The organism is Undibacterium parvum (assembly GCF_003955735.1).
In the GTDB taxonomy this organism is placed as follows: domain Bacteria; phylum Pseudomonadota; class Gammaproteobacteria; order Burkholderiales; family Burkholderiaceae_D; genus Undibacterium; species Undibacterium parvum.
Map to the genome: position 1 here is coordinate 104,612 of NZ_CP034464.1, position 26,310 is coordinate 130,921.

25 protein-coding genes and 2 tRNA genes are annotated in these 26,310 nt (G+C 46.5%); 3 read left to right on the plus strand and 24 right to left on the minus strand.

Going from position 1 to position 26,310, the window contains the following annotated elements; translation table 11 throughout:
• Positions 1–21: 21 nt before the first annotated feature.
• Together EJN92_RS00510 and EJN92_RS00515 are read left to right on the plus strand one after the other, a co-directional pair.
• Positions 22–106, plus strand: a tRNA-Leu gene (locus EJN92_RS00510).
• 142 nt (positions 107–248) lie between these two features.
• A tRNA-Leu gene (locus EJN92_RS00515) sits at positions 249–333 on the plus strand.
• A 131-nt stretch (positions 334–464) separates the two neighbouring features.
• Here EJN92_RS00515 and EJN92_RS00520 read toward each other — a convergent pair.
• The 17 genes from EJN92_RS00520 to EJN92_RS00600 all read right to left on the minus strand — a co-directional run bounded on the left by EJN92_RS00520 (position 465) and on the right by EJN92_RS00600 (position 17,196).
• Positions 465–1,004, minus strand: coding sequence for a phosphoribosyltransferase (locus EJN92_RS00520; protein WP_126126044.1), 540 nt, complete (start codon positions 1,002–1,004; stop codon positions 465–467).
• Between the two features lie 22 nt (positions 1,005–1,026).
• On the minus strand, positions 1,027–2,340 hold the full coding sequence (locus tag EJN92_RS00525; protein ID WP_126126045.1) for an adenylosuccinate synthase: 1,314 nt from the start codon (positions 2,338–2,340) through the stop codon (positions 1,027–1,029).
• A 3-nt stretch (positions 2,341–2,343) separates the two neighbouring features.
• Positions 2,344–3,495 carry an ATP phosphoribosyltransferase regulatory subunit gene (locus EJN92_RS00530; protein WP_126126046.1) on the minus strand — a complete coding sequence of 384 codons (1,152 nt, stop codon included), beginning with the start codon at positions 3,493–3,495 and terminating at the stop codon, positions 2,344–2,346.
• A 133-nt stretch (positions 3,496–3,628) separates the two neighbouring features.
• Complete coding sequence (gene hflC, locus EJN92_RS00535) at positions 3,629–4,510, minus strand: protease modulator HflC (protein WP_407701566.1); 882 nt, start codon at positions 4,508–4,510, stop codon at positions 3,629–3,631.
• 20 nt (positions 4,511–4,530) lie between these two features.
• Entirely contained in the window at positions 4,531–5,799 is a 1,269-nt protein-coding gene (gene hflK, locus EJN92_RS00540; RefSeq protein ID WP_126126048.1) for an FtsH protease activity modulator HflK, read from the minus strand.
• 44 nt (positions 5,800–5,843) lie between these two features.
• Positions 5,844–6,986, minus strand: a complete 1,143-nt coding sequence (gene hflX, locus EJN92_RS00545; RefSeq protein WP_227869636.1) for a GTPase HflX — start codon at positions 6,984–6,986, stop codon at positions 5,844–5,846.
• A gap of 19 nt (positions 6,987–7,005) precedes the next feature.
• Positions 7,006–7,242, minus strand: a complete 237-nt coding sequence (hfq, locus tag EJN92_RS00550) for an RNA chaperone Hfq (protein ID WP_126126049.1) — start codon at positions 7,240–7,242, stop codon at positions 7,006–7,008.
• Between the two features lie 138 nt (positions 7,243–7,380).
• Positions 7,381–8,724, minus strand: coding sequence for a ribosome biogenesis GTPase Der (gene der / locus EJN92_RS00555; protein WP_126126050.1), 1,344 nt, complete (start codon positions 8,722–8,724; stop codon positions 7,381–7,383).
• 4 nt (positions 8,725–8,728) lie between these two features.
• Positions 8,729–9,883, minus strand: a complete 1,155-nt coding sequence (gene bamB / locus EJN92_RS00560) for an outer membrane protein assembly factor BamB (RefSeq protein WP_126126051.1) — start codon at positions 9,881–9,883, stop codon at positions 8,729–8,731.
• Positions 9,884–9,896: 13 nt separating this feature from the next.
• Positions 9,897–10,565, minus strand: a complete 669-nt coding sequence (locus EJN92_RS00565) for a YfgM family protein (RefSeq protein ID WP_126126052.1) — start codon at positions 10,563–10,565, stop codon at positions 9,897–9,899.
• Positions 10,566–10,576: 11 nt separating this feature from the next.
• Positions 10,577–11,938, minus strand: coding sequence for a histidine--tRNA ligase (gene hisS, locus EJN92_RS00570; protein ID WP_126126053.1), 1,362 nt, complete (start codon positions 11,936–11,938; stop codon positions 10,577–10,579).
• 23 nt (positions 11,939–11,961) lie between these two features.
• On the minus strand, positions 11,962–13,215 hold the full coding sequence (gene ispG / locus EJN92_RS00575; RefSeq protein ID WP_126126054.1) for a flavodoxin-dependent (E)-4-hydroxy-3-methylbut-2-enyl-diphosphate synthase: 1,254 nt from the start codon (positions 13,213–13,215) through the stop codon (positions 11,962–11,964).
• A 14-nt stretch (positions 13,216–13,229) separates the two neighbouring features.
• Positions 13,230–14,261, minus strand: a complete 1,032-nt coding sequence (locus EJN92_RS00580; RefSeq protein WP_126126055.1) for a RodZ domain-containing protein — start codon at positions 14,259–14,261, stop codon at positions 13,230–13,232.
• Complete coding sequence (gene pilW, locus EJN92_RS00585; protein ID WP_227869637.1) at positions 14,254–15,054, minus strand: type IV pilus biogenesis/stability protein PilW; 801 nt, start codon at positions 15,052–15,054, stop codon at positions 14,254–14,256. Before pilW ends, EJN92_RS00580 begins: the two co-directional genes overlap by 8 nt.
• Entirely contained in the window at positions 15,051–16,208 is a 1,158-nt protein-coding gene (gene rlmN / locus EJN92_RS00590) for a dual-specificity RNA methyltransferase RlmN (protein WP_126126056.1), read from the minus strand. Before rlmN ends, pilW begins: the two co-directional genes overlap by 4 nt.
• A 65-nt stretch (positions 16,209–16,273) precedes the next feature.
• The gene (gene ndk / locus EJN92_RS00595) at positions 16,274–16,699 is read right to left on the minus strand and encodes a nucleoside-diphosphate kinase (protein WP_126126057.1); all 426 of its coding nucleotides are present in this window, start codon (positions 16,697–16,699) and stop codon (positions 16,274–16,276) included.
• 176 nt (positions 16,700–16,875) lie between these two features.
• On the minus strand, positions 16,876–17,196 hold the full coding sequence (locus tag EJN92_RS00600) for a 2Fe-2S iron-sulfur cluster-binding protein (RefSeq protein ID WP_126126058.1): 321 nt from the start codon (positions 17,194–17,196) through the stop codon (positions 16,876–16,878).
• A 211-nt stretch (positions 17,197–17,407) separates the two neighbouring features.
• On the opposite strand from EJN92_RS00600, the gene EJN92_RS00605 reads away from it, so the two are divergent.
• Positions 17,408–17,746: a hypothetical protein gene (locus tag EJN92_RS00605; RefSeq protein ID WP_126126059.1), complete on the plus strand. Its 339-nt coding sequence runs from the start codon at positions 17,408–17,410 to the stop codon at positions 17,744–17,746.
• Positions 17,747–17,868: 122 nt separating this feature from the next.
• On the opposite strand, the gene EJN92_RS00610 is transcribed toward EJN92_RS00605, so the two are convergent.
• The 7 genes from EJN92_RS00610 to EJN92_RS00640 all read right to left on the minus strand — a co-directional run bounded on the left by EJN92_RS00610 (position 17,869) and on the right by EJN92_RS00640 (position 26,241).
• Complete coding sequence (locus tag EJN92_RS00610) at positions 17,869–18,165, minus strand: SCP2 sterol-binding domain-containing protein (RefSeq protein WP_126126060.1); 297 nt, start codon at positions 18,163–18,165, stop codon at positions 17,869–17,871.
• Between the two features lie 83 nt (positions 18,166–18,248).
• Positions 18,249–18,899 carry a class I SAM-dependent methyltransferase gene (locus EJN92_RS00615; RefSeq protein ID WP_126126061.1) on the minus strand — a complete coding sequence of 217 codons (651 nt, stop codon included), beginning with the start codon at positions 18,897–18,899 and terminating at the stop codon, positions 18,249–18,251.
• A gap of 130 nt (positions 18,900–19,029) precedes the next feature.
• On the minus strand, positions 19,030–19,971 hold the full coding sequence (locus EJN92_RS00620) for a CysB family HTH-type transcriptional regulator (RefSeq protein WP_126126062.1): 942 nt from the start codon (positions 19,969–19,971) through the stop codon (positions 19,030–19,032).
• Positions 19,972–20,134: 163 nt separating this feature from the next.
• On the minus strand, positions 20,135–21,124 hold the full coding sequence (locus EJN92_RS00625; protein ID WP_126126063.1) for a fumarylacetoacetate hydrolase family protein: 990 nt from the start codon (positions 21,122–21,124) through the stop codon (positions 20,135–20,137).
• A 265-nt stretch (positions 21,125–21,389) separates the two neighbouring features.
• Positions 21,390–23,261: a methyl-accepting chemotaxis protein gene (locus tag EJN92_RS22045; RefSeq protein ID WP_126126064.1), complete on the minus strand. Its 1,872-nt coding sequence runs from the start codon at positions 23,259–23,261 to the stop codon at positions 21,390–21,392.
• Between the two features lie 255 nt (positions 23,262–23,516).
• A complete protein-coding gene (locus EJN92_RS00635) occupies positions 23,517–23,984 on the minus strand; it encodes a cyanophycin metabolism-associated DUF1854 family protein (RefSeq protein ID WP_126126065.1) in 468 nt (155 codons plus the stop codon).
• A 1-nt stretch (position 23,985) separates the two neighbouring features.
• The gene (locus tag EJN92_RS00640; RefSeq protein ID WP_126126066.1) at positions 23,986–26,241 is read right to left on the minus strand and encodes a cyanophycin metabolism-associated ABC transporter; all 2,256 of its coding nucleotides are present in this window, start codon (positions 26,239–26,241) and stop codon (positions 23,986–23,988) included.
• Positions 26,242–26,310 lie beyond the last annotated feature (69 nt).

Here is a 26,310-nt window from a genome sequence, read left to right on the forward strand (position 1 = left end):
TCTATAATCATGGTCTTCGTTGCCCACGTGGCGGAATTGGTAGACGCGCATGGTTCAGGTCCATGTGCCTTCGGGTGTGGGGGTTCGAGTCCCTCCGTGGGCACCAGCAGTTTTGAAAGCCCGTTGATACGTCAACGGGCTTTTTCATTTTCAGACAGTGCTTGCCTTCCGCGCACGCTCAAGTATTAAAATACCACTTCATTTAATTGCCACAGCCACAGCCAATACTATATAATTTTGCCTTCGCTGCCCACGTGGCGGAATTGGTAGACGCGCATGGTTCAGGTCCATGTGCCTTCGGGTGTGGGGGTTCGAGTCCCTCCGTGGGCACCAGCAATTTTAAAAGCCCGTTGATACGTCAACGGGCTTTTTCATTTCCGAAATAGCCCCCCCCCTCCTCCGGCTTAAGATTGAAACCTCAAAAAAAAATGGAAGCAAAATAAATTGCTTCCATTCTTCAAATATTAACTCTCGCCTTTTTTCAACCAGGCGCTGAGTTGATGCGGCCTTAGACTGTCGTACTCTTCAAAAGGCTGATGTATCCATGGATTACTTTCCAGATAATCGAGATAGTAATCTGGGCGTATCGACGAACAAGCCTTGCACCAGATTACCGCCGACTTCACATCCGTCACGGAAGGAAAATTTTCTCGTAGATGGTGCAACACCTTTTCCAAGGTAATTCCAGAATCGACCAAATCATCAACCACCAACACCCGCCCCTGCAAACTGCCTTTGGTCATGGAAATATATTTACCAATATCCAGCGCGCCCTGTAATGTGCCCGATTCTTCACGATATGAACTGGTCGACAAAATCGCCAAAGGTACATCAAAAATACGTGAAAAAATATCGCCTGGGCGCAAGCCGCCACGAGCCAGACACAATACCTGATCAAACTTCCAGCCCGACTCGTGTACTTTTAACGCGAGTTGCTCCACCGAGCGATGATAGGCATCCCAAGAAACCCAAAGGTCTTTTTCTGTAGATGTTGGTGTATTCATTTCTATTTCTTCTCAAACTTACTTACATGAATGGGTGACGTAAAACGATCGTTTCCTTGCGATCAGGACCAGTTGAAACCATATCGACGGGTACTCCAACCATTTCTTCAATACGCTTAATGTAGTTGCGCGCATTGAGTGGCAAAGCATCCAAACTCTGTGCGCCGACCGTGCTTTCGCTCCAACCTGGCATTTCCTCATAGACAGGGATGCAGCGAGCAGCATCTTCCGCGCCGACAGGGAAGATATCAACAGATTTCCCATCTATTGTGTAGCCAGTGCAGAGCTTCAAAGTCTCCAGGCCATCCAAGACATCCAACTTAGTCAGGCACATACCAGAAACGCCATTGATCTGCACCGAGCGCTTCAACAGCGCTGCATCAAACCAACCGCAACGGCGAGCACGCCCAGTAACAGTACCGAACTCATGACCGATACTGGACAAATGCTTACCCACACCTTCATCAGTCGTCAATTCGGAAGGGAATGGACCAGATCCTACGCGTGTCGTGTAGGCTTTGGTAATACCCAAGATGTAATGCAACATATTCGGACCAACACCGGTGCCAGCGGCGGCATTGCCGGCCACGCAATTACTCGATGTAACGAAAGGATAGGTACCATGATCCACATCCAACAGACTGCCTTGCGCCCCCTCAAACAAGAGGCTCGCGCCATTCTTGTGTGCAGCATACAAAGCGCTCGATACATCGGCAACCATAGGACGAATACGCTCTACGTTTGCCAACGCGTCATCTAGAGTTTTCTGATAATCGACAGCCGGTGCATTGAAATAATTCGTCAGAACAAAATTATGAAAATCGAGGTTTTCTTTGAGCTTTTCAGCAAAACGCACGGGATTCAAGAGATCGGCAACGCGTATCGCACGGCGCGCAACCTTGTCTTCGTAGGCCGGGCCGATACCCTTGCCGGTGGTGCCAATTTTTGCAGCACCCTTCGCAGCCTCACGCGCAGCATCGAGCGCTGTATGGTAAGGAAGAATAATCGGACAAGCCTCAGAAATTTTCAAGCGCGAGGCAACTTCCACCCCATTGGCTTGCAATTTATCGATTTCACGCAATAAGTCAGGCACAGACAGCACCACGCCGTTTCCGATATAGCATGCCGTACCCGCGCGCATAATTCCAGAAGGAATCAATTGCAAGGCAGTTTTCTGACCACCTATGACTAGCGTGTGTCCCGCATTATGGCCGCCTTGAAAACGCACCACAGCTTGCGCATGATCGGTCAGCCAATCGACGATCTTACCCTTACCCTCATCGCCCCATTGGGTACCGATAACAACGACATTTTTTGCTATTTTATTTTGTAACATCACTTAACCTACATTATTAAGAACCCACTGTCCATCTTCGAATACGACTGCCCTATTGCAATCAAATTCGTCCTGTTCGCTCTCGTGACCCGGCAAACTTTGAATAACTACCTCACCCGCCTGCCGCAATTCGCAAATTTTCTGCCTAAGCTTGGCATCTTGACTCCAAGGGGCGAAAATAGCATTTTTTCGCTCAGCAGAAGGCATTAGTCGCGCCAACTCCCGTAAATCTAAAGAGAATCCGGTGGCGGGACGAGCACGTCCAAAAGCCTCACCAACATGGTCATAACGACCGCCACGTGCCACCGCATTTGGTAAGCCTGGTACAAAAACGCTAAACATCACTCCGCTGTGGTAATGATACCCGCGTAAATCTGCAAGATCTATAGACACTTGCGCATTAAGCGCCAGTTTCACCAAAGACTCTAACTCATCAAGTGCAGTGCTAATCCCACTCAATTTCGGCAGTAATTCGCGCGCCCTCTGAATCACGGTGGCATCACCATACAGATTGGGTAGATCCAGAAGAGCCTGTCTCACGATAGGTGAAAAATCTCGCGTAAGCAAATCCAGTGCAGGCAAATCCTTAGATTCGAGCAAAGAAAATAATTGAGCCTCATGTTTCTTCGCTAAATCATCACTCTCCAAAAGCGCCCGCAATACACCTACGTGACATAAATCCAGACTTACTTCAGAGATATTCGCTATCGCGAGTGTAGCCAGAACCAATTCTTGAATTTCGGCATCAGCCTCCAAACCAGCGTGCCCATAAATTTCAGCGCCAATTTGTATAGGTTCACGAGTTGCATGCAAACCGGAGGGACGCGTCTGCAAAACACTGCCAGCGTAACAAAGGCGTGTCACCGACGATCTATTGAGTAGATGCGCGTCAATTCTGGCTACCTGCGTCGTCATATCGGCACGTATCCCCATGGTACGACCAGACAATTGATCAACCAATTTGAATGTACGCAAATCAAGATCTTGTCCGGCGCCCGTTAATAGGGATTCTATGTACTCTAGTAGCGGCGGCATTACCAACTCGTAACCATAAAGTCTAAAGTTATCGAGGATTACGCGCCGTAATTCCTCAATTTTGCGTGCCTCGGAAGGCAAGACATCTGCTATGTTTTCGGGTAAAAGCCAGTTTGGCATGAGAATAAATTCAAAAAAACTGTTGGAAAATAAAAGCCGGCAAAATCATCCTGGCGAACCGGACAAACGTAGGCAGACTGCAAGCCTAGGGTTTGCAGTCTGCCTACGTTTTCACCACTTAAATGCCTAAATACTATTTCGTTTTGCTAGGAGCAGATATTGAGCCTGTCGCACCTGGACTTTTGAAATACTTAAAAAATTCAGAGTTGGGATCCACAACTAAAACATCATTTTTCGTCTTAAAACTTGATCTATAGGCTTCGAGGCTGCGATAAAACTTATAGAACTCAGGATTTTGACCAAATGCCTGAGCATAAATCTGTGAAGCTTGAGCGTCACCCGCACCCCTAGTCTGCTCCGCCTCTTTATATGCCTCAGCTAGAATAACGACGCGTTGCTTGTCAGCATCTGCTCGAATTTTTTCGGAATCAGCAAAACCTGTAGAGCGCAACTCATTCGCAACCCGCATACGCTCCGACTTCATTCGATCGTAAACTGAATTATTAATTTGCTCAACATAATCGACGCGCTTCAATCTTACATCCACAATTTCAACGCCTATCTGCTTCGCCTCTTCGGTAACTTTGGTACGAATTGCAGTCATTACCTTATCACGCTCACCAGAAATGACGTCACGCACAGTACGCTTGGTAATCTCATCATTCAAGGCTGCTTTAACGATTTGAGACATCCTATCTCTAGCTCTGCCCTCATCTCCACCAAAGCTAACGTAATACAATTTTGGCGCAACTATATGCCACTTCACATAAGTATCAACCAAGATATTTTTCTTCTCGGCGGTGATAAATCGATCGGCCTCAGGAGACTCAATTGTCAGAATACGCTTATCTAAGAACAGAACATTTTGAAAAGGCGGAGGCAGCTTAAAATGAAGTCCTGGCTCGCTAATTACCGACTTAACTTCACCCAAAGCAAACACAATCGCATGGGAGCGTTGATCAACGACAAATATTGTTGACGACAAGACCAATAAAGCCAAGGCCAGCGCAATCATAGAGGAAGAAAATTTATTCACTATCGTACCTCTCTATCACGGGAATCTCTAACATCGCGAGCTCGACCGTCTTTACTAAAACGCATTTCCACCGTCGGCACTTGCTCTGTTGCGGCAACTGCTGGCGTAGCCACCGCTGGCTTCGCTACCGCCGAGGCGTCTGATTGGGCAATCAATTTATCTAAAGGCAAATAAATCATATTGTTATTATTCTTTGTATCAAGCATCAACTTGGTGGTATTCGAGAAAATTTGTTGCATGGTCTCTAAATACATGCGGTCTCGTGTGACTAACGGCGCCTTTTGATACTCGGTCAATACTTGCCTAAAGCGTCCGGCATTACCCTCAGAGTTCGCGACAACTTTTGCTTTATATGCCTCGGACTCTTGCAGCAGTCGCGAAGCTTCACCCCTAGCCTTAGGAATCACGTCATTTGCATAGGCCTGACCTTCATTTTTTTGACGTTCTTTGTCCTGCCCAGCCTTTACGGCATCGTCGAATGCAGCCTGTACTTGCTCCGGAGGCTGAACCCCTTGCATCGTCACATTTGTGATTTGCACACCCGCCTTATACCGATCCAAAACCTGCTGCATAAGACTGTTCACATCCAAGGCCACTTTTTCGCGCCCTTCATAAAGAACAAAATCCATCTTGCTGCGTCCAACGATTTCACGAATCGCAGTCTCAGCGACTTGTCTTATCATTTCTTCTTGATCACGATTATTGTAAAGCCATTGCGCTGCATCCTTCAGCTTGTACTGCACTGCGAATTGAATGTCGATAATATTCTCATCGTCAGTCAACATCAGAGCTTCTTTGGGCTGCTTGTTCTTAACATTTGAACGATAGCCCACTTCCACAGTTCTTACTTGTGACACGTTAACAATCTCATGCCCTTGGATGGGTGCTGGCCAACGCCAGTTAAACCCTGCTGACGTCGAGTGACTATACTTGCCAAACGTAGTGATAACCGCTGTTTGACCTTCCTGAACAATAAAAAAGCCGCTAACAGTCCAGATGAAAACAACGACCGCCAAGATAACGGCAATACCAATTTTTGCACCGGCAGCATCTGGAGAGAACCCACCACTGCCACCACCGTCACCACTTCCCTTACCACCCAGCAATTGACTAATGCGCTGATTAAAATCACGCCAAAGCTGATCCAGATCTGGTGGGCCGTCGGAGGGTTTTTTTCCATCCTGATTATTGTTTTGCGAGCCACGTCCCCATTGCGGGTCGTTTAGTGACAACGTCAAACCAATTCTTTTTAAAAGTGAAACAAGCATTCTGTCGTTATCCAATTAAATAGTGGGCTGAACTACAAGCAAGCTCAATTAAAACGGGCGTCATTCAATTCAACTTCAACTGCTGGTGTGCCGCGTTTGATTGCATCAAGTTTCGCGTAATCGGCAACTGCATGGCGTAAGTACTCCATCCCGGCACCGGTACGGGCGCTTAGAAAGACTCTTTCGATTTTATCATACTCGCCGATCTCAAATCTTGGCTCCATTGACGCAAGATCAATTTTATTCCAAACCAATAATTGCGGAATATGATCGGCACCAATCTCTTTTAAGACGTGATTCACCTGCAAAATCTGATCCGAACGAACTGGACTACTCGCATCAACAACGTGTATCAATAAATCGGCATGAATCGTTTCTTCCAAGGTTGCTCGAAATGCAGCGACCAACTGATGCGGCAATTCACGAATAAAACCAACCGTATCAGAAATAACAACACCTCCCGCATCCCCCAGATACAAACGACGAGAGGTCGTATCTAAGGTGGCAAATAATTGATCTGCTGCGTATGCATCGGCCTTGGTAAGCGAATTAAACAGCGTAGATTTACCAGCATTAGTGTAGCCAACCAGTGAGACAGAAAAAGTTTGACTGCGACCTCTAGAGCGACGCTGAGTCTCTCGCTGTTTATGCAACTTCTCCATCTTCGCTTTCAGCGCTTTTACACGCTCACCCAACAAACGTCGATCCGTTTCAAGTTGCGTTTCACCAGGACCGCGCAAGCCTATACCGCCTTTTTGTCGCTCCAAATGAGTCCAACCTCGTATCAGGCGGGTGGCGAGATGCTGCAACTGCGCCAACTCAATCTGTACTTTACCTTCATGGCTGCGAGCACGTTGCGCGAAGATATCCAAAATCAGACTCGTTCTATCGACCACACGCACTTTAAGATGTCGCTCTAGATTTCGTTGCTGCGCTGGTGATAAAGCGTGATTAAAGATCACAATATCAGATTCAACATCGGCAACCGCATGCGCTATCTCATCAGCTTTTCCAGAACCCACAAATAGAGCTGCATCAGGACTGGAACGCTTGCAAGTAATGGTAAGGATTGGCTCAGCACCGGCGGATTGAGAGAGCAAAGAAAGCTCATCTAAACTCGCTTCGAAGTCCCCTTTACCGAAATCGACACCAACCAAAATCGCCCGAGTTGAAATACTTTTACTCAAAGAATTATTCCAGTAAATACTACTCAGGTTCTGATTCGGCGTTGATACTCACTGCACGTGCTGGCACCACAGTAGAAATGGCGTGTTTATAGACCATTTGAGTAACGGTATTGCGCAATAGCACAACATACTGATCAAAGGATTCAATATGACCTTGCAGTTTAATACCGTTCACAAGGTAAATCGATACGGGGATGTGTTCTTTGCGCAAAGCATTTAAGAACGGGTCTTGTAACAGTTGCCCTTTATTACTCATAACAGCTCCATTGTGTTGTTGTGATCAGGAGATTGGGGCACTTTTATGAAACTCAAGTGCCCCGAAAGATGACTACCATACAAAGTAATCTATTTTTACTTGCCAGTTAAATACATCGAACTATGCATCAACAAATAATTATTTTTCTACCTTGGCGAAAGGGTTCTTCCCGGACCGCATTTCTATGCGCAAAGGGGTACCCACAAGTGAAAATGTTTCGCGAAAATGTTTTTCGAGATAACGCTTATACACGTCGCCAATAGAGTCAAGAGCATTGCCATGAATAACGATGATAGGTGGATTTTGCCCGCCCTGATGCGCGTACCGAAGTTTCGGACGAATCGAGCCCTTGCGTTTAGGCTGCTGATGCTCAACCGCCTCTATCAAAGCACGAGTCAATTTTGGAGTCGACAGATTCGCCATTGCAGCGGCATAAGCAGCGTCAATAGACTTCATCATAGGGTCAATACCCGATGACTTTAATGCAGAAACAAAATGAAATTTAGCGAAAGTTAAAAAATTCAACTTGCGCTCGATATCTACTTTGATTTCATCACGACGATCGCTTTGCAGGCCATCCCATTTATTCACACCAACAACCAGAGCACGCCCCGACTCCAGAATAAAGCCAGCTATATGCGCATCCTGTTCAGAGATGTCTTGCTGCGCATCCAAAAGCAACAAAACCACATTGGCCTCGGACACTGATTGCAAAGTCTTCACAACAGAAAATTTTTCGATTGCTTCGAACACCTTTCCACGGCGACGAATACCTGCAGTATCTATCAAGGTGTAATGCTTGCCATCTCGTTCAAAAGGAATCTCAATCGAATCCCTTGTCGTACCAGGCATATCAAACGCGATAACTCGTTCTTCGCCTAGCAAAGTATTTACCAGGGTTGACTTACCGACGTTAGGACGACCAACAATTGCTATTTTAATGCCTCTAACAGCATCGATAGGCTCCTCCACCTCAGGTGGACGCTGTGCAAATGCAATGTTGAGCGACTCTTCGACCAGATCGGTCACGCCATCACCATGCGCCGACGAAATAACGTAAGGGTCGCCCAAGCCTAATTCATAAAAATCCGCAGTGACCGAGGTGTAACGCATGCCTTCAGCCTTATTCACCACCAACATCACAGAACGCCCTGACTTGCGCAGGAAATCTGTAATTGTTTTATCGTGAGGAGTTAAACCTTGACGGCCATCCACCAAGAAAATAACAACATCAGCCTCTGCCACGGCTTGCTTGGTTTGCTTTGCCATTTCATACATAATTCCATCTTTGGCAACTGGCTCAAAACCACCAGTATCGATGACCAAAAAGGGACGCTCACCAACCCGACCTTCGCCATAGTGTCTATCTCTGGTTAAGCCAGGAAGATCAGCAACTAGTGCGTCGCGAGAGCGCGTAAGCCGATTAAACAATGTGGATTTGCCGACGTTAGGTCGACCTATAAGTGCTATTACCGGCTTCATTTCATTACTCGGTCGCAAAAGCGACCACTGTCCCTGATTTAGTTTGTACGATCAAACTCGAATCAACCACCAAAGGGGTCGCAAGAATTTGACTACCATCGGTGCTTACCCTACCGATGAAAGAGCCATCTTCTCTAGACAGAAAATGGAGAAAACCGAACGCGTCACCAACTGCAACCGCCCGACCAAATGACGCTGGCGCGGAAATTTTCCTGTTTGCCAATTTATCATTGCGCCAAACGCTAGAGCCAGCAGTTCTAGAATAAGCAGAAACAGCACCGCCATTATCAACCGCGAAAACAAAGCGCTCATCCACGCTAACACCGACTTCACTTGAAATATTTTTAGTCCAGCGTATTGCGCCAGATCCCAAATCAAAACAACTCACGCGTCCTTGATACGCAGCCGAACAAACTACTTGCTCGACAATCACTGGAGTACCAAGTACATCCGCAATTCGCTCTAATTCTGTCGCGCCTTTTGGATCGGCGACCGAAGCCTCCCATCGCAAGCCACCATTATTCAAGGATAAAGCAACTAATTTTCCACCCGGCAAAGCGACAATCGCTAATTCACTCGTCATTGCGATACCAGAAACTGCACGTAAAGTAAGTGCAGGCAAAGGACGATTTACCGCCCATTTTCTAACACCTGTTTCTATATCGTATGCGGCCACGCGATTATCAATACTCCGCACCAGAACTAAGCCCTGCCCAATTACAGGAGCGGTTAATATTTCACTAGACGCTTGCACCTTCCAGCGCAATTTCCCGTCGAGATCGAATGCCAGCAAAAATCCTTTTTCACCTGCCACAGCAATCGTCGTGGAATTGGCGCCAACTCCCGCCGTCAAGGGCATGCCGGCATTAATGCGCCAGGCTGTTTTTCCGCTAGCAGTATCAAGCTTCATGATGCTGCCATCAGCCGCCATGACAATAATATTTGCTCCTATCTGCACTGGAGAAAATGCAAAAGATCCACTTGCGCCAATGGACGCGCTCCATATCGGCTTAATCGACATAGAGGATTTAAACTCAAGCAAGGCAGCCGGCGCGTTTTTCACATCCGTTTTTGAAAACGGATTAAGTGAAGACAGAGAGGAGCACGCAGCCAAATTAAGCAACAAAGCAAAGGCCACCAATTTACTAAATATTTGCATGCAGGACTCCGAATTATTGGACTACAACTTGACTTGCAACAGCGCCGTCAACTGCGCCGCCTATGGAGTCTAATTTAATTTGCGTTAATTGCCGACCAGGGTTTTTTTCATTTTGCTTAGATAAAGCTAGCTGATAGGCCGCACGCGCGTCTGCAATTTTCCCTTGCGAAAGAAGTATATCCGCCTTGACATCTGCTACCGCGGCAGCAAACTCAGAGGGAAACTCCGCCGACAATAAGGATAAACCCTCATCATAGGATTTTTCGTCCAGAGCGATTCCAGCCAAGCGAAGTCTAGCCAAAAATTTATATTCATTCACGCTACTATGATCCAAAACCCAATGCAATTGAATCTTAGCCCCCTTCAAATCATTTGCATCAAAGGCACCCTTCGCAGCACTCAAGGCAGCCATAGGTGCATATGCAGTGCGGGGAAATTTTTCCAATAAATCACCGGCAGTGCGCTGGACTTTCACATTATCTTTTGCAACTATTGACTTTTGCAACTCATCGTACAACTGTGATGCCTGAGTCGATTGATTGCCTTGGTAAGTATTCCAAGCTGTCCAGGCAGCGTAAGAAGATAGAGCGACTATCAATATCCAAGTTACCAAATTACCATACTGCTTCCACCATGCTTTAAGCGTATCTAATTGTTCTTGCTCTTCGAGATCGTATGCCATAATTTTTAATTTTAGTGATGAATATGAATGTGATTAGGATCGTCGCAACAGGCATCCGTTTCGCTAGCACCTGTCATCTGATCGACCAGATAATCAACCGCAGAGGAAAATGGAACATTAACCTGATTATTATTTATATCTAGGTCGCGCATCGACTTAATCGTTACCGTGTCGCCGTTCGCCTCATCATCGCCAATTATTGCGGCGTATGCGGCCCCACTGGCGTCGGCTTTTTTCATTTGAGACTTAAAGCTGCCGGCACCTGCAGCCGATGCGCAATGTAACACAACATCGAGTCCAGCATCCCGCAAACGCTCGCCCAAGACGAAAGACTGCGCCCTGCCCTGCTCACCTTGGTGAACCAAATAGACGTCACATTGAGCAGGATTATGCGCTTCGCCCGACGCCTTCATTAATTCCAATAAGCGCTCGACCCCCATTGCAAAGCCACAGGCTGGCGTTGCTTTACCGCCAAAAATGGAGAACAAAGTGTCATAACGTCCGCCGCCACAAACCGTGCCCTGCGAACCCAACTCATCGGTCACCCATTCAAATACGGTACGATTGTAATAGTCCATACCACGCACCAAGCGTGTATTAATCGTGAATGGAATACTATTATCGCGAAGAATTTTTTGAATCCCCTCAAAATGAGCCTTAGACTCCTCTCCAAGGTAATCAAATAATTTAGGAGCGGAATTTACCATCGCTTGCATTGCTGGATTTTTAGTATCCAAAATGCGTAAAGGATTACTGTATAAACGACGCGAAGCCTCAGCATCAAGCAGTTCTTTGTGCGACTCAAAATACGCAATCAAATCTGCACGATGCTGATTTCTTTCAGGTGCATCGCCTATCGAATTGAGTTCCAAACGAATATTTTGCAAACCCAAATCATCCCAAAGGCGCTGACACATCACGATTAATTCAGCGTCAATATCGGGGCCACTAAAACCTAAAGCTTCAGCTCCTACCTGATGAAATTGTCGATAACGACCACGCTGCGGCTTCTCGTGACGAAACATAGGGCCTGTGTACCAAACGCGCTTGGGACCTTCATATGTAAGATTATGCTCAACAGCAGCCCTCACAATTCCAGCAGTATTCTCAGGCCTAAGCGTCAATTTATCCCCGTTAAGCGCATCTTCGAAGGAGTACATTTCCTTCTCTACGATATCGGTCACTTCTCCCAAACCACGCGCGAATAAATGCGTAGACTCAACGATAGGAGTTCGGATTTGTTGGAAGCCGTAACTTTTCAGCACAGACTGGACGGTATTTTCAAAGAGTTCCCACAGAGGAGCATCATCGGGCAGGATATCGTTCATCCCTTTCACGCCGGTTATTTTTTCTATTTTTTTATTTTCTGACATTCGTGATTACCTGATTTAATTTTCTATTTTGCAGATGCAGAAGATGAATAATGACTCCGCACGTACTCTAAAACTATTGCTTGAAATTCTTTTGCTATCGACTCACCGCGCAAGGTCATCGCCTTTTCACCATCGATAAAAACCGGAGCCGCGGGCGACTCGCCAGTCCCAGGCAGGCTAATACCTATATTTGCATGCTTGGATTCACCCGGACCATTAACGATGCATCCCATCACCGCAACATTCATCGATTCGACACCAGGGTACTGTAACTTCCAAACAGGCATTTGATCACGCAAATACGTTTGTATGTCATCCGCCAACTCTTGAAAAACTGTTGACGTCGTTCGACCGCAACCTGGACACGCGATCACCATCGGTGTGAATTTGCGCAAACCCATCGTTTGCAATATTTCCTGCCCAACGATGACTTCTTTGCAGCGATCACCACCCGGCTCGGGCGTCAAGGAAATTCGTATTGTGTCACCCAAACCTTCTTGCAACAGCACAGCTAAAGCAGCGGTCGAGGCGACAATCCCTTTACTTCCCATTCCCGCTTCGGTCAAACCCAAGTGCAACGGATATTCGCAACGCTGAGCCAACGAACGATAAACAGCAATTAAATCCTGAACGCCGGAAACCTTACAAGACAAAATTATTTTATCCGCTGCCAAACCTAATTCTTCTGCTCGAACTGCATTTTCAATTGCCGAGGTAATTAGCGCCTCATACATCACAGATTGGGCCGACCAAGGATTAACACGTTGCGCATTTTCATCCATGATGCGCGCTAACAAAGCTTGATCCAGACTCCCCCAATTTACACCAATTCGTACAGGCTTATTATATCGACATGCGATATCTATCATCTGCGCAAACTGACTATCGCGTTTTGAGCCTTGCCCAACATTACCTGGATTTATCCGATACTTAGATAGCGCCTCAGCACAACCTGGATAGTCTTTGAGTAAAATGTGTCCGTTATAATGAAAATCACCGACCAACGGCACATCCACACCCATCTTATCGAGTTGCTCGCGGATAGCTGGGACAGCAGCGGCAGATTCAGCGTTATTGACAGTAATTCTGACTATTTCAGAGCCGGCACGCGCTAATTCTTTAATCTGAATTGCCGTTCCAATGACGTCAGCCGTATCCGTATTCGTCATAGACTGAATGACGATAGGCGCACCTCCGCCAACTTGAACTTCACGACTGCCATAAGTTATTTTCACGCCACGACTAACACGTCGAGCAAGAGCGCCAGAGTTCATCATAATTTAAGTTGTGCTTACTTCAAATTCAAATTAACTACATTACTACCATTAACTGGAAGAATTTCCAAAGGACGTCCGCGCAAAACAACTTCAACCCCGGCCGCATTCCCTATCCTCAACAATGAAGGCTCTTTAATGCTCAGCACTTCTTCACTGCCTGCCCTACCCAAATGAGAAGTGATGACAGTACCGTTTTCCTTTTTAAGCTGTATCCACGCATCTTGACGAAATTTAATCTTCAAAACATCGTTACCGGCATCCGCCGCGCCAAGTACGGAAGCAGACACCGATTTATCAATAACAGCAGCAGGGACATCTGCAACTTGCTTAGCAACGACACTTTCCACAACGCCAGATACGGCAACCCGAGCCACCACATCAGAGACTGCTGGAACCGCTGGGACGTCGAGAGGCATCACTGACACTGGTGTAGCATTCGCACTTGCCGGGACAGTGACGGCATCCACAGCAACTATTGACGCTGAAACGGTCGATTGGTTCAAACTGACAGGAGCAACAAGCTCCGACTGGACTGGTGCCGACGAAAATAATCGATTAACAATCTCAGCATGTTCAAATTTTTGCAGCAAAAAAAAACCCGACGCCAACACTGCTAAAAAAGCAGCCCCAAACAAGTATTTATGATTATTATCCTGGCGCCCCATCAAGGAAAGACGAGATTCAAGAAAAGGCGTCGAAAGCGCCGGCTTTAAGGCCGACTCTAGTTGCGAATTATCGGCAGGCATAGGCAATAAAGCGACGACTGCGTCTGCATCAAGCTTCAATAGCTTTGCATAGGATCGGATAAAACCTCTGACGATCACCATTTGCGGCAGCGCATCGAATTGATTGGACTCGATTGCAGATATCTGTCTTGGCGCCAACTTCAATTGATCTGCAACTTGCTGAACAGATAAATCTTTTTGCCGCCTAGCAGCGGAAAGCAAAATTCCAACCGTTTCAACAACTGCAAAAGTAGGCTTCAAAAGCACCTCAGACTCCAACATAGAAGAATCCAATGATTTACTTGCACCATTATCACTCATTGAAAGCTCCCCGTTGCAACATCGCGTACTCTTTCGAGTTAGGGTGACGCCGCCTCAATTGAGTGGAAAGCCCAGTGACAGCCAATTGATCGGAAAGCTTATTTTCAATTTTAATTGCTAGCCACAATACATCCGCCGCCATAATCTCAGCCTTAATGACCCTATCAATATAAAATTTTGCTTTTTCATAACTAGCCTGGTCGTAAAAGACCTTAGCCAAATTAACATTTAAAGAGGGATTATCCGGCTGCTCACGAAATCCCTGCATAAAGTAACGCTCGGCACCAGCAACATCCTTCAATTTTAGGCTGCATACACCTGCATTATTTAAAACCTTGGCTGGAGTTGGATAACTCAGATCCTTAATTACTTTTTCAAAGTATTGTAACGACTGCTTTTCACGTCCGTTTTGACACAAAAACCATCCATAATTATTTGCCAACTCCGAGTTATTTGGGGCCAACTTAAGCGCATGCAAAAAATTATCTTCTGCCAACTGGGTCTCACCAGTATCCATATAAATCAAGGCACGCAAACTATAGGCATCAACCAAATCTGGGGACGATTGCAAGGCATGTTTAATCTCATCAAGCGCAACTTTATGCAGCCCTTGTTGATAGTAACCGACCGCCAACTGCATACGTATGGATGAACGATTTTGTGTATCGACCTTCTCGGTAGACGGATTTGCATCAGTCCGACCGCCGTCAAGCTTTTGGCTTACGCAGGCTGACAGCATCAGAGCAAACAAAACCCCAAACATCTTAAAATTTTGAAATGCCCCAATATTCACTGAGTAACCTCCACGATTTTCCCAAAGTTTTCGCCGAATTTTCGCTTGTACTCATCCATCTTCTTCATACGCTCTTGAACCTTGGTTCTATCCTGCACCTCACCCGCTAATTGCCCACATGCAGCATCAATATCATCACCGCGAGTCTTGCGTATGGTGGTCACAACGCCGGCATCCATCAATATCTGTGCAAAAGCCTTAATACGCGGATTGGCTGAGCGCGTCAAACCAGATTCAGGAAACGGGTTAAAAGGAATTAAATTAAACTTACACGGTACACTCTTCACCAACTGCACTAACTCTCTAGCATGCTGATCCGTATCATTGACCCCATCAAGCATGCAATACTCAAACGTCACAAAATCACGCGGCGCGAATTCCAGATAGCGCTGACAAGCAGCCATCAATTCGTTAAGAGGATGTTTCTTATTGAGCGGAATCAAGCTATCACGCAATGCGTCATTCGATGCATGCAAGGACACAGCCAATGCCACCGGACACTCTTGTGACAACTTATCAATCATAGGCACAACGCCACTAGTTGACAATGTCACGCGCCGACGCGATAGCCCATACGCATTATCATCGAGCATCAAACGTAATGCCGTGACAGTAGGCTCAAAATTCAACAATGGCTCACCCATCCCCATCATGACGACATTGGTAATCTGACGCTCACCTTTAGGACCTGGCTCAACACCTTTACTCTTACGCAATTCAAATTCAGCCATCCACAACTGACCAATAATCTCGCCCACACTCAAATTACGATTAAATCCTTGCTTACCGGTAGAGCAAAACCGGCAATTTACAGCACATCCAGCCTGAGTCGAAATACACAAAGTACCTCGCTTCTCCTCCGGAATAAAAACTGTCTCAACAGCATTTCCCTGCCCGACATCAAGCAACCACTTACGAGTTCCATCAGTAGAAATATGATCACTAATAACAACTGGCGCAGCAACATAGGCGCGACCAGCAAGCTTCTCCCGCAAAGACTTAGCAAGATCCGTCATATCTTCAAAATTACTGGCGCCAAACTGATGTATCCAGCGCTGCAATTGCTTTGCGCGAAACGGCTTCTCACCCAACTCATCACAATAAGCAATGAGCTGAGCAGGATCCAAATCCAACAAATTGGTGAGAACCGTCATATGCATCTTCTTTCACACTTTAGGCCCAATAAACAAAGCCCAAAGTTTATTCAACAAAAAAACAATTAACGTGAGTACACGTTCAAAGCTGGGAAGTAATAAGCGATCTCGACCGCTGCAGCCTCAACAGCATCAGAACCATGAACTGCATTCGCATCGATAGAATCTGCGAAATCAGCACGAATAGTACCTTTTTCAGCCTTCTTAGGATCAGTTGCACCCATCAAATCACGGTGCGCCAAAACTGCGTTTTCACCTTCCAAAGCCTGAACCATAACAGGACCTGAAATCATAAAATCAACCAAATCCTTAAAGAAAGGACGTGCAGCGTGAACAGCATAAAAACCCTCAGCTTCAGCGCGTGACAAATGCATCATACGCGCTGCGACGATTTTCAAGCCTGCGCCTTCAAAACGGCTGTAAATTTGACCGATTACGTTTTTTGCAACTGCATCCGGTTTAATAATAGACAATGTGCGTTCGATAGCCATCTAAAAACTCCAATAAAATGAAAGGGTTAAGAAAAAATTTTAAGAATTCATTCAACCTTCGATTTTACCATAAAACATCTATAGCAATGCATGTTGTCCAGAAACACAATTGCCAAAGAGATTCATTTTTACGTCCATTGCAATCACAATCAGTAAAAATTCAAGCCAGACTGAATTTACAAAAAAAACCATGCGCCTACACACACCCCTTTTTTTGCATACGGCACATCCAATATCAGATCATCTAAGGGCACAGCGACGCACGGTAGTATCCAAGCATCGGCTTTTTCATCTGAGCTCAAACTGGGCCAATCAATTCGATGCTGCACGGCACCGCCAAGCAACTGACACATACACGTTCGACAACTGCCATTGCGACACGAACTTGGCAAAGATACCCCCGCACGCAACGCGGACTCCAGAACAGTAAACCCACTCAAGAGCGGAAAACACCATCCCTGATAGTTCAATTTTGCGGTGAATTCCTTATTTGGCATGATTTCACTCATCCGTTAATTTACACCTCAAGAAAAATATTGCAAATCAACGAATAAACTTCTTGCATTCGAATCGCCTTAACTAAAAATAAGATAATTTATATCAAAAAATCTCGATTACATGGAATATTTTTCCGACAATAGATTACCTTGTATTTTTTGCTTATTTTGACTAAATTGAAAGACCGAGGTGAACTAATAGGAGTCACAAATGGTTGCGGCCGAATTATTTAAACAACAATCCAAATATCAAGAATACTCAGAAAGAAGAAAGCGCAGTGTTACGCTCTTTACTTTGATACAGCTGGCACCTTGGGAAGTTGTCGATGGAGAAATGCTAGATCAAGGCTACGCATCAGAGGACGCCCAGCCATCCGGAAAAATGCGAGAGATTTGCCCCTATTGCAACAACGTCCCTTTAGACCTAATTTTGCGCTATAAGCACGTCAAACGCGCTCATCTTTTTTGCGAAAATTGCACTCGCTGCTTTGACGCACTCTACCCAGACGGCACGTCTGCACTCGCCTTAGGGGCTGCATCCTTACCCTAAACAATAATACAGGCCAAATATTAAATCCAAGCATCCAGCAGTCAGCTATGAAACGGATGCTTGATTTTTTTGTGCCAACCCGGTGATATTCCCGCGTCAGCACTAAACCTCAAACATTAAACCTAAACAACATTCTGCAAGCGCATTGCAACGCTCATATCACCAGACACTTTGAGTTTTCCCGCCATGAATCCATTGACTGGATTTAGCTCACCAGTAAGCATTGCACTTAAGTCCTCTAATAACATATTGACTGTACAGCCAGCCTCCAAATTTTCATTGCTTACAGTATTAGGTGTGGCGAGAGCGTCTACATACACGACGCCATCGCTACCACAATCAAATTTCAAAGTTGCATTGAGATTACTTTGAACCCCAACTTTAGTGCGAATTGCCTCTGTACATGCTTGCAAATCCATGCGATTACTCCTTTTTTTGTTTATCTAGTCTGAAATTTATTAACTAACGCTAAAAACATAGGGCTTTAATTCGGTGCAAAAACCTATTTTAGAACGCAGGTAAGCATCCAAAAATATTGATTTCTAAAAATCCGAATATCCCTCGCCGCAAGGCCGATTCTCTTGCGCAAAAAACTATCCGTCGGGAAATTCTTAACCACCTCAACCCGAGCACCATCTTCCTGCATCCTAAACTGATGGGTATTACCCTCCAAATCAGTTCTAGCAATCACAGTACTACTGCCTTCAACGTAATTATTATCGATCATCACTAGAAAACTTCCTTTTCCAGCGGCACGACTAAATTGAGCAAGTACATCTGCCTGCTCTTCACGTTTCACATGCGACCAAAAAAATCCAGCGAAACACGCAGAATATTGCCCTTGCGTTGAGGCAGGCAAGGCAAAAACGTCAGCCAATCCAAACTGCACCCGATCAGATGGGTATTTTTTAGTCGCAGCGATATCAAGCATGGATTGATTAATATCTGTGGCTACCACAGACTGCGCCGCAGGAGCGAAACGCTCAGTCCAATATCCAGTGCCACATGCGACTTCTAATACTTTATGCTGTTCTAAAGCATGATTGACGCGTTGTTCAATTTCCAATAAATCCTTTTGACGCTCTGGTCTTTGATAAATACTCTCGTAGGTATCAGCACGCTGTGCGTAATATTTACTCATTACTTCACGCATAATTCTCTCTCTTCTAAAAAATACAGCCCGAACTTTAAAATCCCAAGGCCTATCTTTATTTAATAACATCCTGCAAATAGCAAGTCAAAGTACTCAAGCGGACCGCGAGATCGCTAGCGAACCATCGCTCTTATAAATCATAGGTATCTTTATTGCCCTGCATGACTTGATCGATCAGTTTGCGATTGATGGTCGGCGTTAACAACTCTATAAAAGTATAGATATAACTGCGCAGATAAGCGCCACGACGGATTGCCACACGTGACACATTCATACCAAATAAATGCCCCACTGGTATCGCTTTCAAATGCGTATCTCGCTCAGCATCAAAGGCCATGCCTGCGATAATACCCACTCCCATACCCAACTCAACATAGGTCTTGATGACGTCAGCATCAATCGCCTCGAGCAGCACATCTGGCTTTAAATCACGGATTTCAAAAGCGTGATCAATTTTGCTGCGCCCAGCAAAGGCCGCATCATACGTAATCAAGGGGTAATGCGCAATCTCCTCTAAAGTAATTTGCTTTAACTTCAGCAAAGGATGCTCGGGTGGCACGACGACGACATGCTCCCACTGATAACAAGGCAAGGACACCAAGCCATCAATCCCAGCGATCGCCTCAGTCGCGATCGCAATATCGGCTTGATCGCGCATGACCATTTCGGCAATTTGTTTGGGATTGCCTTGCAACAAAGAGAGCCGCACTTTCGGGTATTTTTGCATAAACGCCTGCACAACTTTAGGCAGGATATAACGCGCCTGAGTGTGCGTCGTAGCGATAGTAAAACTACCACTATCCTGGGCGGCATACTCTTTGCCTATTCTTTTCAAGCCATCGATTTCTTGCATGATCAATTCAACCGAAACAAGGACCGCCCGACCAGGCTCAGTCAAACCACGAATACGCTTGCCGTGCCGTGCAAAGATATCGACACCAAGCTCCTCTTCGAGCTCGATAATCGCCTTAGAGACACCGGGTTGTGACGTGAATAAGGCCTTGGCAGCTTCGGTCAAGTTGAAATTTTGTCTGACTGCTTCGCGCACAAAGCGCAACTGGTGTAGGTTCATTGATTAACTCTTACGGCCGCCGACTAGGCCTATTTGCTGATTGTCTTATGTCATTGAGTGATGACAAGTTTCATTTAATATACTCACGCTAGTATATAGAGCCTAGGAAAAGAATTCCACGCTTACCAGCGCGAGCCTCGTTAAAGTCCGGTTACTCAGCTCGCTATTTTTGATGATATTCCACAACGCTTTGTTCAATCGCACCAAAAATAGACTTGCCATTCTTGTCCAGCATTTCTATACGGATTTTGTCGCCAAATTGCATAAATGCAGTACTCGCTGCACCATCAGCAATCATCTCAAGCGCACGCTTTTCTGCGATACAACTAAAACCTTTACTCGCATCCTTATTCGAAACCGTGCCTGAGCCAATAATAGTGCCAGCACGCGCATTGCGTGTTTTGCATAAATGGGTAATTAATTGCGGAAAAGAAAACACCATATCGACGCCGGCATTCGGCTGCCCGACCAGTACCGCATTCCAACTGGAGCGCACAGCTAAATGCACTTTACCGTCCTTCCACGAGTCACCCAATTCATCAGGCGTAACTGCCACAGGAGAAAAACTGGTGGCCGGTTTAGACTGAAAGAAGCCAAAACCTTTGGCTAATTCAGCGGGAATCAAATTTCTAAGCGAAACATCATTTACCAGCATCAACAAGCGTATATGTTGCGCCGCATGTTGCACCTTGCAGCCCATGGGCACATCGCCCGTGATCACCGCGATCTCACTTTCAAAATCCAAACCCCACTCCTCCGATTGCAACTCGATATCATCGTTAGGTCCAATGAAATCATCACTACCACCTTGGTACATTAAAGGGTCGTGCCAGAAACTATCTGGCATGTCGGCGTTGCGCGCTTTGCGCACCAGTTCGACATGATTCACGTAGGCAGAACCATCCGCCCATTGATACGCCCTAGGCAACGGCGCCATACATTTTTGAGTATCAAACTCGAATGCGGCACTTGCCTTGCCGGCATTAAGACGCTCGTACAGTAGCTGCAATTGTGGCGCGATAAAAGCCCAATCATCCAATGCGCGCTGCATGCTGGCGGCGATGCCATCGGCAATTGCGGCGGTCTTCAGATCACGGGATACGACCAACAATTGACCATCGCGCGATCCGTCTTTGAGTGTCGCAAGTTTCATAGTGTATTTCTTTCGTGTATGCACCCTACTATGAAGATGCCTGGTTAAATCGATCAAAAAATTCCGAGCATAGGCTGGAGACGCATATTCCATGCGGCCTGGCGAGGCACATGGCTGGACAGCCGCATGGAATATGCGCAAGCGGCCCATGCCTTAAAAATTTTAAATAAAAAAAGCGCACACCTTTTCGAGAGGTGCCGCTTTTTTATATATTGCATCTTAAATCAGCGCTGCCTCATGCTTGGCAACTAGCGCTAGATTGATATCACTCTTCCTCGTAGGATAAAACTGGTTCATTGGCGCGCTTAGCCGCTGCTGCCGGTCTCACCCTAGGCCCGCTCTGCGCCTCAACCCTGAAAGCAGACATGGCTGTTTTCAACAAATTCACCTGCTCTTCCAAAGAGCCAGCCGCCGCCGCGGCCTCTTCGACCAAGGCAGAATTTTGCTGGGTCGCTTCATCCATATGCGCCAAAGCCAAATTCACTTGTTGAATACCATCGCTTTGCTCAGCAGAAGCATTGGTAATTTCATTGATAATTTCAGCCACCTGCTTGACCGCCTGCACAATACTAGACATCGATTCACCGGCCTTATCCACCAAGGCCGAGCCCTCGCTGACCTTGCTGACTGAATCCTCAATCAGCGTTTTAATTTCTTGCGCCGCAGCAGCACTACGTTGCGCCAAGGTGCGCACTTCACTGGCAACCACAGCAAAACCACGGCCCTGCTCGCCAGCCCTAGCCGCCTCTACCGCGGCATTCAAGGCCAAAATATTAGTCTGAAAAGCGATCCCCTCAATCACGCTAATAATATCGACTATTTTTCGAGAGCTATCCGTAATTCCCTGCATGGTGTCGACGACGCGCCCGACGACTTCGCCCCCTTGGGTTGCCACACCGGAGGCATTCAAGGCCATCTTATTGGCTTGCCGGGCATTGTCCGCATTGTTTTTTACCGCAGCGGTTAATTCTTCCATACTGGCCGAGGTTTCTTCCAATGAAGAAGCCTGCTGCTCGGTACGTCCAGATAAATCCATATTTCCGGTCGCGATTTCGGAAGAACCAATTGCGATAGAGTCGGTTGCCCTACGAACATCAACCACCATCACGCGCAATTGTTCGAGAAATTTATTAAAGGCATGTGCCGTTTGCGCCACCTCATCTTGACCATCTATTTCGATTTGCCGACTCAGGTCTCCGCCACCCTCAGCAATTTCGGACATGGCATCGCGCACGCGCCGCAAGCCACTCAGCATATGCCCAACCAACCAAGTCGACAAAGGCAGCAACACCGCCAGCATCGCGATTAACACGATGATAGACATGATGAGTAATTGATCGAGTGCCTCCAAGGCTTTTTTCTTATCAATCACCAAGGCCAAATAAATTTCAGAACCCGTTATTTTTTGCAGCAATAAAAAATGCGGCTTGCCACCGACATCGGTGACGACAGGATCTTTTAGCTCGGTGAGCTTAGTCAAATTCTCCAAGGCCAGCTCGCTGGAAATTTCCTTGGCCGGTTTTAATACTTTCGATGCATCTGAATGCGCCAGCACCTGGCCAGTTTTATCCAGCAGAAAGGCGTAACCGCCACCAGCGAGTTTAATGTTTAGAATTTGCTCAGCAATTTTAGTCAGAAAAACGTCGGCACCAACCACACCACCCTCACCGCCCTTTACCGGAGCCGCAAAAGAAATCATCAAGCCTGGAGGCGCAACCCCCATATAAGGCAAAGTTACGATAGGCTTTTTTGCTTCCAGCGCGCCCTTATACCAAGGCCTCACTGTAGGATCATAACCGGCCGGAGGTGGGTCGGATGGAATATTGGTGAAGGCTTTATCAGGCTGCCCTTGATAGACACTAAGAAAATTTCCGCCTGCGCGTATCATGGTCAAACTGGTAGTTAAGTCAGCGCCGTTGCCTAAGCCCTGCGCCAAACTTTCCATGATGGCAAGATTGCCTTGTATCCAATTACTGAACATCGCGTTATAACCGGCCGCGACGCCCCGCATTTCATTGTTCAGGTCGCTCTCTATCTGCGACTTCATCTTTGCATAACTACCAACAGTCAAAAGCACAGTGCAAACGGTCACCAACAGAGCGATTACTGCGATCAGTCTGGTTTTCAACGAATTCATGACGACTCCTTCAAACGGAAATGATGGATAAGTAATCGAAAAGAAAAGGAATTAGAACAAGAAAGTCAATCTTACTACCGTTTAACACTTGCGTCAGAAATAGATATGCGCACCAAAACAACAAGCAAAACCATCGAATTAACAACGACGATAGGCCTGCCATCTGATCCGCTCTTAGCTATGACAAACATGATGACTAAGGCAACGAGCGGCAAAATTGCCGCCCACGCAACGAAACCCACAGAAAAAATGTGCCTACAAAAACCGATCGAGGATTTTACGACTATGCCTATCGATCGCATGCATATCACGAATTAAAAATTGTATGCCATGGTTATCAGAAATGAGTATAGACGCAAGTCCCAAGCGACGAATATCCTCGTCACCTTTCAAAATGAAAGCAGTACTCCCCCTATCCGTTTTAACATGCCAGGTGCAGGGAGTAGCGTAACTGCTAATGCTTTCAATTTTCTGTATCACTGGCATAAACTCACGCCCCGCCAATTCAGCATCCACCAAGGCACGAATCGCCTCGGGCAAATCGCTCAAGCGGTCTATCCAAGCCACTTCTTGCCCATCTTCCAGCACCAGGGAGATGCCTTCATCCGGTGACTGAATCGGAAACGCGCGTACCGGGCTCACATTCTCGTGCACCGTGCCGTCACTGCTAATTAACACTAAGTGCTCAAACGAATTTCGCGTCAGCTGAAAATCACTGGTCATTTTATTCTCCTCCTACATTCGCATTGCGGGCCTGCGCCTCGTACAGACGGAAATACGCCGATTCACGCGCCATCAATTCATCATGACTGCCGACTTCAACCACCTGCCCTCGATCTAGCACAACGAGGCGATCCGCCTTATGCAAGGTCGATAATCTGTGAGCAATTGCGATCGTGGTGCGTCCCTTGACCAGATTATCCAAGGCTTTCTGGATCTCTTTTTCGGTCTCAGAATCGACTGAAGAAGTAGCCTCATCCATAATTAAGATACGCGGATCGATCAACAAGGCACGCGCGATCGAAATCCTTTGACGTTCGCCGCCAGACAAGCCCTGACCACGCTCTCCCACCATAGAGTCATAACCTTGCGGTAGCCGCAAAATAAATTCATGCGCATGCGCCGCTCTTGCCGAGGCAATGATTTCTTCACGGCTGGCATGCGGCTTACCATAGGCAATATTTTCGGCGATGGTGCCGAAAAACAAAAATGGTTCCTGTAAAACCAGTCCTATATTGCTACGATAATCGGCCACAGGGAAGGAGCGTATATCCACACCATCAAGCAAAATAGCACCTTCACTGACATCATAGAAACGGCAAATCAGATTCACCAAAGTGCTCTTCCCTGAGCCACTATGTCCTACCAAACCGATAAATTCTCCGGGTTGAATACTCAGATTAATACCGCGATTGACCGAGCGATTGCCATATCGAAATCCTACTTCACGTAATTCGATATTGCCTTTCACTTCGGCGACTTTTACCGGTTGAGTTGGTTCGGGCACACTAGAAACGTGATCCAGAATATCGAAGATGCGTTTGGCTGCCGAGGCCGATTTTTGAGTTACCGAAACGATACGACTCATGGAATCGATACGACCATAAAAATTACCAATAAACGCAACCGCCGCCACCAATGAACCCACCGTGATTTCATCATGTGACACCTGCCAGATACCAAAGGCCCACACCACTAAAATACCCAGATCAGTCAAAAACGACACGGTTGGCGAGAATAAGGACCAGACTTTATTCAGCTTATCGTTAGCGGCCAGATTATGTTTATTAGCTTCGCGGAAGCGCGTCGCCTCGCGATTTTCCTGGGCAAAGGCCTTAACCACTCGAATACCTGGAATGGTATCGGCCAAGACATTGGTCACTTCACCCCACACCCTATCGATTTTTTCAAAACCAGTGCGCAATTTATCGCGCACCATATGTATCATCCAAGCAATTATTGGCAAGGGCAGTAGCGTCACTAGAGCGAGCTTAGTGTTAATTTGCATCAGAGCGACTACCGTCATCAAGAACATCAATACATCAGTCGCGAAATCAAGCAAATGCAAAGATAAGTACACGCATATCCTATCGCTCTCGCTACCGACACGCGACATCAAGTCGCCGGTACGCTTACCGCCAAAATACTCTAAGGATAATTTCATAAGATGTTGATAGGTGGTGGTACGTAAATCCGCACCTATACGCTCAGACACCAGCGCCAATATATAAGTCTTACCCCAGCTCAGCAACCAGGCAATGACGGCTGACCCAAATAAGCCGCCGATATACAAACTCACTAAATTCGGATCAACATGCTGCCCGTTCTGATAAGGAATCAGCACCTCATCCGTCAATGGCTTGGTGAGGTAGCGCGGTATCATGTGAGCCGCCGTGCCAAGCAACATCAAACTAAAACCTAGCAGCAACTGCCAACGGTAAGGCTGAGCAAAACGCCATAACCGAAACAAAGTCCAAGTCGACGGTGGGGTGTAAATAACTTTGGTACACACCGGACATTCTTCCTGCTCAGGCTCCAAAATTGCCTTGCAACTAGGGCAGACATTTTGCTCCGTATGCACCACGGGCAAACCGCTGACATGACTTTCACACTGTTCTTTGAATTGATCGATCAGGCGAATCGCCAATAAATTCTGGCCTAAAGTAAAGCGCCAACTAGCCAAACGGCCTTGTGCATTCAATAACTCCAAATGGCCTACACCGGCGTGATCATGATGTTTCAGTTGTAGGTCCTGCGCGAATGGCCAGTCCTGCCATCCGGCATCGCCATGTGTCTTGGCCAGCAAACGTTTTTCAGTTACGACAATAAGACCTTTGACAAAATGAAGTCGCTGATCCAAGTCAACCTCGACTGAGCATAAAACGTTCTCATCAGCAGACAATTGTTTTTTGACGTCGTCCCGCCATATTTCGGGGAGCGACACAAATGAGTTATTCGCACTTAATTGTTTAGTTGTCATTGTAAAACGAACTCCAGTTCATCCCCTTGCCCAATCACAGGCAAGGTCTAGAAATAAGGTAAATGAAAG